General features: G+C 40.2%; 6 protein-coding genes and 1 pseudogene. 4 read left to right on the top strand and 3 right to left on the bottom strand.

Annotated features, from left to right (window positions below; all coding sequences use genetic code 11):
- The first annotated feature begins 142 nt into the window (after positions 1 to 142).
- Positions 143 to 4,009 (top strand): TIM-barrel domain-containing protein, encoded by a 3,867-nt coding sequence (locus B3H30_RS06295; RefSeq protein ID WP_286833722.1) that lies wholly within the window; start codon positions 143 to 145, stop codon positions 4,007 to 4,009.
- Between the two features lie 77 nt (positions 4,010 to 4,086).
- Here the strand turns inward: B3H30_RS06295 and B3H30_RS06290 are convergent, their stop codons facing one another.
- The 3 genes from B3H30_RS06290 to B3H30_RS06280 all read right to left on the bottom strand — a co-directional run bounded on the left by B3H30_RS06290 (position 4,087) and on the right by B3H30_RS06280 (position 5,843).
- On the bottom strand, positions 4,087 to 4,965 hold the full coding sequence (locus B3H30_RS06290; RefSeq protein ID WP_070563786.1) for a pirin family protein: 879 nt from the start codon (positions 4,963 to 4,965) through the stop codon (positions 4,087 to 4,089).
- Positions 4,966 to 5,094: 129 nt separating this feature from the next.
- Positions 5,095 to 5,409 carry a hypothetical protein gene (locus B3H30_RS06285; protein ID WP_070563783.1) on the bottom strand — a complete coding sequence of 105 codons (315 nt, stop codon included), beginning with the start codon at positions 5,407 to 5,409 and terminating at the stop codon, positions 5,095 to 5,097.
- Positions 5,410 to 5,420: 11 nt separating this feature from the next.
- Positions 5,421 to 5,843, bottom strand: coding sequence for an OsmC family protein (locus B3H30_RS06280; protein ID WP_070563780.1), 423 nt, complete (start codon positions 5,841 to 5,843; stop codon positions 5,421 to 5,423).
- Positions 5,844 to 6,103: 260 nt separating this feature from the next.
- On the opposite strand from B3H30_RS06280, the gene B3H30_RS06275 reads away from it, so the two are divergent.
- From B3H30_RS06275 to B3H30_RS06265, 3 genes and pseudogenes are all read left to right on the top strand, one after another.
- Positions 6,104 to 6,823, top strand: coding sequence for an outer membrane beta-barrel protein (locus tag B3H30_RS06275; RefSeq protein WP_286833720.1), 720 nt, complete (start codon positions 6,104 to 6,106; stop codon positions 6,821 to 6,823).
- A pseudogene (locus tag B3H30_RS06270) lies at positions 6,816 to 7,028 on the top strand (TMEM175 family protein); the annotation flags it as partial. The gene B3H30_RS06275 and the pseudogene B3H30_RS06270, both read left to right, overlap by 8 nt.
- A 138-nt stretch (positions 7,029 to 7,166) precedes the next feature.
- A complete protein-coding gene (locus B3H30_RS06265; protein ID WP_286833726.1) occupies positions 7,167 to 9,191 on the top strand; it encodes a glycoside hydrolase domain-containing protein in 2,025 nt (674 codons plus the stop codon).
- The last annotated feature ends 118 nt before the right edge of the window (positions 9,192 to 9,309 follow it).

The raw sequence follows: 9,309 nt of genomic DNA, 5'->3' as shown, positions 1-9,309 counted from the left end.
GCTCCATCGGAAGCTGTTCCGAAACCGCCGCTAGCCTGCAACATTATTATTGGACAATCGTTTGCATTCCATAATTCCTTTTTTACTTCGATTTACTATTGTATTATTGTTATGTTAATTTAATGCATTATAAATCATACGCATGAAGATATCTTTTTGGAGCACAAAAGCACAAGTCAGTTTACTGATGGGATTGGCTTCTCCTTTTATTTTTCAACCCTCTCGAGTTGACGCTAAAGTAAGTACGATCAATTATTATAATACAATGGGTCGCGATCACGGAAACCGTATTATCACGATTCAGAAAATTAATCCGACAACAGTCGAGATTGTATACGATAATGGTCAACGTCTTACTTTAGATTTCTACGGTAATCATATTTTTAGGATGTTCCAGGATGTTCATGGCGGTATAATCCGTGATCCCGAAGCAAAACCCGAAGCAAAAATATTGGTAGAGCAACCTCGGAAAACAGTCACTGGGCTTGAGGTAAAGGATGGAGGTAATAAGGTCAGCATCTCCACCAACGATATTCTTTTTTCAATGGATAAACAGACTTCACAGTTTAGTATCCTTAATCGTAAAACCAATAAGATTGTAGTTGAAAGCTTAAAGCCGGTCGTTTTTGAGGACAAACAAGTAAGCCTTGAATTAAAGGAAAATGCGGATGAGTACTTTTTTGGTGGTGGCGTTCAAAATGGACGTTTTTCACATAAGGGAAAAGTAATTGCTATCGAAAATCAGAACAGCTGGACCGATGGCGGTGTTGCCTCTCCAACCCCTTATTACTGGTCAACCAAAGGGTATGGTTTTATGTGGCATACTTTTAAGAAGGGAAGTTACGCCTTTGGAGCCAAAACCGCTGGCACAGTCAAATTGGCCCACGATACGGATTATCTGGATGTCTTTTTTATGGTTGGTGACGGTATTGTGCCTTTGCTCAACGATTTCTACCAATTGACGGGTAACCCAATTCTTCTACCAAAATTTGGTTTGTACGAAGGACATCTTAATGCTTATAACCGCGATTTTTGGAAAGAAGATGAAAAGGGAATTCTTTTTGAAGATGGCAAACGCTATAAAGAAAGCCAAAAGGACAATGGCGGAATCAAAGAATCGCTGAATGGCGAGAAAAACAATTATCAATTTTCGGCTCGCGCAGTCATAGACCGTTATAAAGCCCATGACATGCCTTTGGGTTGGATTCTTCCCAATGATGGTTACGGTGCTGGATATGGTCAAACGGCATCTTTAGATGGAAATATCCAAAACCTGAAAGAGTTCGGCGATTATGCACGTAAGAATGGTGTGGAAATCGGTTTATGGACACAGTCTGATCTCCATCCCAAAGACAGCATCAGTGCATTACTGCAACGTGATATAGTAAAAGAGGTTCGGGATGCGGGGGTGAGAGTCCTAAAGACGGATGTGGCCTGGGTGGGCCCAGGATACTCCTTTGGTCTCAACGGGGTAGCTGATGTAGGGCATACCATGCCTTACTATGGCAACGACGCTCGTCCATTTATTATTTCATTGGATGGTTGGGCAGGTACGCAGCGCTATGCGGGTATCTGGTCGGGTGACCAAACTGGAGGTGTATGGGAGTATATTCGATTCCACATACCAACATATATAGGCTCGGGACTTTCGGGCCAGCCCAACATTACCTCTGACATGGACGGGATCTTTGGTGGTAAAAACTTCAAGGTCAATATCCGTGATTTTCAATGGAAGACTTGGACACCCATGGAACTCAATATGGATGGCTGGGGCTCGAACGAGAAATACCCTCATGCTTTGGGCGAGCCAGCTACTTCGATCAATCGTCTGTATCTGAAATTGAAATCTCAATTGGTTCCCTACAGCTATAGTGTGGCAAAACAAGCGGTAGATGGTCTGCCCATCATTCGCGCGATGTTTTTAGAGCAAGCAAATGCTTATACACTTGGAAAGGCAACGCAATACCAGTACCTCTATGGTCCAAATTTCCTGGTGGCACCGATTTATCAGGAAACACGTGTGGATGAGAAGGGAAATGATATACGCAATGGTATCTACCTGCCGGATGGTGAATGGATTGATTATTTTACGGGTGAAAAATACCAGGGTGGCCGTATCATCAATAACTTTAATGTGCCTATTTGGAAGCTGCCTGTTTTTGTGAAAAATGGAGCTATTATTCCGGTAACCAACCCGAATAATAATGTGCTGGAAATCAAAAAGGATCAACGTATTTATGAGGTGTATCCTTATGGGAATTCCAATTTCCTGGAATATGATGATGATGGAAAAACCGAGGCTTATCGGTATGGTAAGGGAGTAACTACATCCCTAACTTCGCAGTTAAACAATAATAAAGTTGTTTTTACGATTGCTCCAACACAGGGCGAATTTGACGGATTTGAAAAAATGAAGTCTACCGAAATTCGTTTCAACGTTACCAAAGCACCTAAGAAATTGACCGTAAAGGTCAATGGAAAAAATAATAAACTTAAAGAAGTGAACAGCTTAGATGCGTTCAATACTTCTGAAAATGTATATTTCTACGACGCACAACCAAACCTGAATCAGTTTGCAACCAAGGGATCTGAATTTGAAAAAGTACCTTTGGTGAAAAATCCGAAGTTGCTGGTACGACTAGCGAAACAGGATGTCTCATCGACTGCAATAGAAGTACAATTGGAGGGTTTCGAATATGCTCCTGTTGACAACTATCTGGCTCAGACCGGTGCTTTGACTTCGCCCAAAGCTGTTATCACAGATCAACATACACAAGCATATACCTTAACCCCAACCTGGGAAAAGGTTGCAAATGCTGATTATTATGAAATTGAATTCAATAATCTGATCTATTCGACCATCAAAGACAGTCAGTTGCTATTCGAAGGATTGGCCGCGGAAACTGATTACCAGTTTAAAATTAGAGCTGTCAATAAATCTGGTGTTTCAGATTGGAGTACATTTGCCGCAAAAACAAAGGCAAATCCATTGGAATTTGCCATCGAAGGAATCAAAGCAGAGACTTCTGTGGATAACCAAGGCGGAAATGGTATCAATAAATTGTTCAATTATGATGAGGGGGATATGTGGCATACAAAATGGGGACTGACAGCTGTTCCGTTTGATATGACTTTAGATCTAAAATCTGTTAATCAATTGGATAAGTTTGAATATCTTCCAAGAACCGATGGCGGAAATGGCATCATTTTAAAAGGAAAAGTATTCTATAGCAATGATAAGGACACCTGGACGGAAGCTGGTGGTTTTGACTGGAAACGTGATGGCGAAATGAAACGTTTTGATTTTGGAACCCATCCGGTGGCTCGATTTATCAAAATTTCAGTTTCTGAAGCTGTGGGAGGTTTTGGTTCAGGAAGAGAATTATATGTGTTTAAAGTGCCAGGTTCGTCAAGCTACTTACCGGGCGATATTAATAATGACCGATTGATCGATCATAATGACTTGACTTCCTATATTAACTACACGGGATTGCGACTGGGAGATGGAGATTTCGAAGGTTATGTCAGCAATGGTGATGTCAATAAAAATAATCTGATTGACGCTTATGATATTTCCAATGTTGCTGTTGTCATAGAAGGCGGTGCAAAACCAGCAAAAGAAGAAAAAGTAGCTGGTAAACTAAAATTGGTTCCCTCAAAAACAAGCTTGAAGTCGGGAGAAACCGTAGAGATCAGTATTAGCGGAGAGAATCTTAAAGCTGTCAATGCACTTAGTTTTGCTCTTCCTTACAATCAGGGTGATTTTGAATATGTCGGTATTGAGTCCGTACATTTAAAGGAGATGAACAATTATAGCAACGATCGTCTTCACACCAATGGAAGTAAGGCTCTGTATGCTACTTTTGTTAATCTGGGCAACAAGGAGACTTTGAATGGATCTGAAGTTTTATTTAAGATCAAATTGAAAGCAAAACGTAATGTCAATTTCAATCTGAAAGCAATAGATGGTATCTTCGTTGATAAAAAGCTGAATTCCGTTACTTTCTAAAATAAATAGCCTTAACAAAAAAGGGAGCCTCATAGGCTCCCTTTTTTTGTTAAATGATGTCTAAATAATGCACCTAATTAGTCCAATATCATACTAAGATCCATCAGCAGGATTTCAGTATCTGCTGAGGTTACTTTGAGGTTAATTTCAGCGACATCCCATATTCCAAAGCCATCTCTGCTTTCTAATTCTTTTCCTTCGACAGTAACACTACCTTTTATTACAAAAACATATACACCATTTCCTGCCTTTTTGATTCGGTATTTTGTTTGGACGTCCTTGTCAAAATGCCCCATGGAAAACCAGGCATCCTGATGGATCCATACACCCTCGTCTTCTCGATTTGGAGAAAGAATTTGCTGGAATTTATTCTGTCTTTGAGTTATATCCAATGTAATTTGATCGTATCGGGGGCTCACATTCCGTTGATTAGGGTACACCCAAATTTGAAGAAACTTGACTACCTGATCGGTGTTTTTATTATATTCACTGTGTATGATGCCTGTTCCGGCGCTCATGACCTGAATATCTCCTTTCCGGATAATGGCTTTGTTACCCATGCTGTCTTCGTGTTGCAAATCACCTTCCAAAGGAATACTGATGATTTCCATATTATCGTGCGGGTGTTTGCCAAAACCTCTTCCTTCAGCCACTATATCATCATTTAGCACCCGTAATACACCAAAGTGCATACGTTCGGGGTCGTGATAATTGGCGAAGCTAAACGTATGATTGCTATCTAACCAACCATGATTTGCATGACCGCGTGTAGCCGCCTTGTGGAGGACACTATGGTTTTCCAATTTGTCTGAATTATAGTTTACAGCTTCGGCATCCAGCGTTTCAAGCGGCTCTATCTCGTCAATATCATTCTTCAAGATATCAGCTGAAGACACTGTTGATGCAAATATCCCGGAACCCAAAAGTCCCTTTTTTATAAAGTTCTGTCTGTTCATGATCTTATTATTTAGTATCCAAAATTAGCCTATTGGCCGTCGATTTCTATTGATCTAGTTCAATAAAGAAAGAGTTTTAACGGTTTTCGGTTGTTTTTCTAGGACGCTATTGCTATATCCTGTGCTTTATTAAACGGAGAGTAAGTCTGGAAAAAGACTATAGACTTCATTTTTTAGAAGTCCACTTCCACCGCCATAATGTTTGATCAGACCAATCGGATAAGTGAGCCGCGTAAGGTGATCTGTTATTTCATGCTCTTCCTGAGGCGAGAGTCCCGAACTCAATAATAAAACATCTACAGGGACGTCAATAAGCTGTTTTTTACAGGCATCCAAATCGTATTGTATCGATGCATTCCAGTTGGGCGTGTTTTCAATGATTCTCTTGAGCGTGAGGAGAATTTCTTCATTTTTACCAAATATGAGAAAGGTTAAGATTTTCATGATGTTCTTTTTTAAGGATTTGTCCTGATGAGTGTATTGACAATGGCATTACCCTTTAAAATTTTTGAAATGGGACATTCTTCGGCAATTTGTTGCAGGCGTTCTCGGGTATCCTCTGCTAAGATTTGTCCAAAAGCTATCTCGCGATCAAAATATGTAACCACCTGTCCTTTTTCAATTTTGAGGTACATATTTGAACTGACTGAAATTTCTGGAATATCAAGCCCTTTTTTATCGATGTACATGCGTAAAGTAGCTAAGGTACAAGATACAAGCGATGAGATAAGAAGGGTGTAGGGGTCAGGCCCAAGATCTCTGCCGCCAAGTTTTTCAGGTTCATCCGTAATAAATTCACCATTCCTCCAGTGGATGCTGGTCTTATATTTCTGCTCGGCAATATGACCGATGACAGGGTTTTCCAATATATATTTCATACGGATAATTCTTTTGTTTGTAATACAACAAAAATAAGCCTGAATTGATTCATTTTCATTGATGTAGTTCAATAAATATAGTCATTCTGTCTTATGATGTTTTTTTTATAGCCGATCAAGCGGATGGATTTGTGCTAATGGATAAACATTGCCGTTTCAGAAAAAATAAGGATTGGAGTAAGTTGAATCACATAAATTTTCTTACTTTTAACAATCGAACACGCTCATTTTTTTAAGGATTTTAATTTAATATTTCGGTTATGATGAAGAGATTTTTACTTGTCGGACTTTTTGCTGGTATAACCCATTTTATGGCTTTCTCGCAATCGCACGAACTACGAGTGGGTATTACTTCCGGTGTGTCCAACTTTACGGGATCGGGAGCCGAAGCGAAGAGTATGTTGAATGGATCTACGCAGCAGGACTATTATACCAATAATCCTTACGGAAAAAAATATGGAATCAATATCGGTGGTGCTTTAAACTACCGGTATGTTTTTGCCAACAACCTGATATTAGGTTTGGAAGGCGCCTATGAACGATTGCAGACAAAGATTGATTTGGAAGGCAACGAGTTTATGAATGGAAGCTGTGGTCAAACCCGTCTCAATCAACAATTTATCAATTTTAATCCTTTTGTTGGCTATCGTGTCTTTTTTGAACCGATGACAATGGATATACAGCTGGGTATGGATATTGCCAAAACGCTGAGCATCAAAGAAAATGGTAGCATTGAAGATAAACAGGGGAATAAAACAAGTTTTGATCGTGATAGAGGCAAGGTTATCGATTTGGATCTACGCCCGCGTTTACAGTTTAATGTAAATTATGACCGTTATACCATGTTTGCCGGTTATTCATGGGGCCTAAAAGACTACCGTAGTGGAATGTTGGGCGGTGATCCTGGTGTGGCGCGATTAAATGTATTCCGTTTAGGCCTGCAGTATCAGCTATTAACCCCGATCTTCAAAAATGACTAAAGGCAGGTTAGAAGCATTCAGTGATGGCGTTTTGGCCATCATTATAACGATTATGGTACTTGAATTATAAGTACCTGAAGGATTTACTTTTGCTAGCCTTAAACCATTATATCCTAAAGTTATCTCCTATATCGTTAGTTTTGTTTACGTTGGACTGTACTGGTATAATCACCATCATCTCTTTCAAATTGTTCGAAAAGTTCTCGAAGAATTAATAAATAAAAAACATCAGGCGCTGAAAAAAATAGTTGTTTGCTATGGCCAAGAACTGTATAGGTTAGCTTTTTGTATCGTGAAAAATCAGTTTGCGCCCTTTATACATATAAAAAATAATAGACTATATATGAAAAAATTACTGCTGTCTTTGATGCTCTGTTATGCTACAATTGCTGGAGCGCAGACCGATCGTGTAAACGTCTTCTTGGGATCTTCCGGCGACCACGGCCAGCTTTCACCAGCGGCTTCTTCTCCTTTCCATCAATTGAGCATTGTGCCCTATACTAATCCGGGGACGCATACGGGCTATGAGCATCTTGCCAAGGAAATTAAAGGCTTTACACACAATCGCCTCGAGGGAGTAGGTTGTATGGGCAGTGGTGGACTGATCCTTATTAGACCATTTATAAAAAATGATACAAAGCCGCTGAATAAAATTGACGAGCACGCCCAACCTGGGTATTATGCTTTAAAAACCGCAGAGGGTATTCAAGTTGAAGTGGCTGTGAATAATGATTTTGGTCGTGAACAATATACTTTTCCCGTGGGTAGGAAAGGTTTTTTTATTGATTTGGGGCATGCTTTCAATGGCGCTTTTGTTGACAATGAATTTACACAGGAGGGTAATCTGCTATTCGGTAAAGTACGTGCGAAAACGACCTGCCATGTGGGAACATATACCATTTATTATGCGCTGGAAATTCCTACAGCGAGCGAATGGCGAAAGGAGGGGAACAAGATCTGGGTAGACCTGAAGGAGGAAAGCCTTATAGCAGACGTCAATATTGCATTTTCGGCTGTGGATCAACAGGACGCAAAAAAGACACTTGCAGAATATGATAAGCTAGATTTTTCAACGGTAAAAAAACGTGCAGCTGATCGTTGGAAAACTGCCCTGTCGGTACTGCAGGTAAAGGGCGATTCGGATAAGGTAGATTTATTCTATTCCTTGCTCTATCGCAGTTTACAATCTCCTTATGTTATCAGCGATGAGCAGGAAAATTTTAGGGGAACAGACGGGAAAATACATCGTTCCAAAGAAATACGTTATCATGGATGGGCAATTTGGGACAATTATAAAACACAACTACCGCTTTTGGAGCTGATAGATACTGAAATGTATCAGGGCGTTGTCTCCTCGATTGCAGACCTGTACCGTTATGGGAAATTTGACTTTGCAGGAGCTCATGAACCAGCAAATTCGGTCCGGACAGAACATGCCGCTGTCGTTCTTTTGGATGCGGTCAAGAAAGGATATCGGGTCGATATTGATGGAATAAAAGATTCGTTAATACATGATACCCTGCGCTATGATTTTAAGAAACCGGACAAGTACCTTGAAGCATGTTATGATATGTGGGCAATGTCCAAGCTTTTTCCGCAGAACAGCAAAATCTATCTGGAGCGAGCAAAATCATATCAGGCAATTTGGAATAAAGATTTCAAAGATCTGACCAAACGAGATGTCGACCGTATGTCGGCACGGGATATGTATCAGGGAACAATTAGGCAATATCGTTGGAATGTACCTTTTGATGTTATGGGATTAAGAAAGCTAGCAGGTGGTGAAGAAAATTTTACACAGCAACTGGATGAGTTTTATGACGGTTATTATTTCAATAGGGCGAATGAACCGGATATGCAATCGCTGACCTTATATAATGCGAGTAAAACCCCTTGGCGCTATCAGGAGTGGATACATCGAATTGCATTGGACACCATCATACAATATTACTTTAATGACAACAGCCGTGGAATCGGAGCACATATCGACCGGATCTATAAAAATGAGCCTAAAGCCTTTGTAAGAACCATGGACGACGATGCTGGTGCTATGTCGAGCTGGTGGGTGCTATCTGCGATCGGATTGCAACAACCTTTGGTCGGGGAACCTGTTTTTTATATCAGCGTGCCATTTTTTGATCAAATCAGATTGGAAAATAAAGAGAATCCACTGACCATTGAGGTGCCGAATCGAAGCGACAAAACGCGTTATATCAAATCGATTAGGTTGAATGGAAAAGATCTGAAGAGGTTATGGATCACACATGAAGAGCTTAGAAAGGGAGGGACGCTACAGATTGAATCGTCGGAAACGCCAACTGATTATGGAAGGGATGATCCTTGGATAAGTCACATAGAAAACAAATAAACATGAGTTGATCAGAGATTGTAGACTAAATTCGCGTTTTTTACTACTTGGAGATTTAAAAGTACTGGCCAAAGAGATTGGAAAATCGATGACCAGTTAATTTGCTCCTGAATGAAAT

Origin of the sequence: Sphingobacterium sp. UBA7038, from assembly GCF_002494055.1 — a bacterium.
Lineage (GTDB): Bacteria > Bacteroidota > Bacteroidia > Sphingobacteriales > Sphingobacteriaceae > Sphingobacterium > Sphingobacterium multivorum.
This window is presented reverse-complemented; position numbering and strand designations above follow the sequence as displayed.

Bases quoted from the DNA above. Each gene is read 5' to 3' on its own strand.
- B3H30_RS06290 (WP_070563786.1), bottom strand. From the start codon at position 4,965: ATGAACAGACAGAACTTTATAAAAAAGGGACTTTTGGGTTCCGGGATA.
- B3H30_RS06265 (WP_286833726.1), top strand. From the start codon at position 7,167: ATGAAAAAATTACTGCTGTCTTTGATGCTCTGTTATGCTACAATTGCT.
- B3H30_RS06280 (WP_070563780.1), bottom strand. From the start codon at position 5,843: ATGAAATATATATTGGAAAACCCTGTCATCGGTCATATTGCCGAGCAG.
- B3H30_RS06295 (WP_286833722.1), top strand. From the start codon at position 143: ATGAAGATATCTTTTTGGAGCACAAAAGCACAAGTCAGTTTACTGATG.
- B3H30_RS06285 (WP_070563783.1), bottom strand. From the start codon at position 5,409: ATGAAAATCTTAACCTTTCTCATATTTGGTAAAAATGAAGAAATTCTC.
- B3H30_RS06275 (WP_286833720.1), top strand. From the start codon at position 6,104: ATGATGAAGAGATTTTTACTTGTCGGACTTTTTGCTGGTATAACCCAT.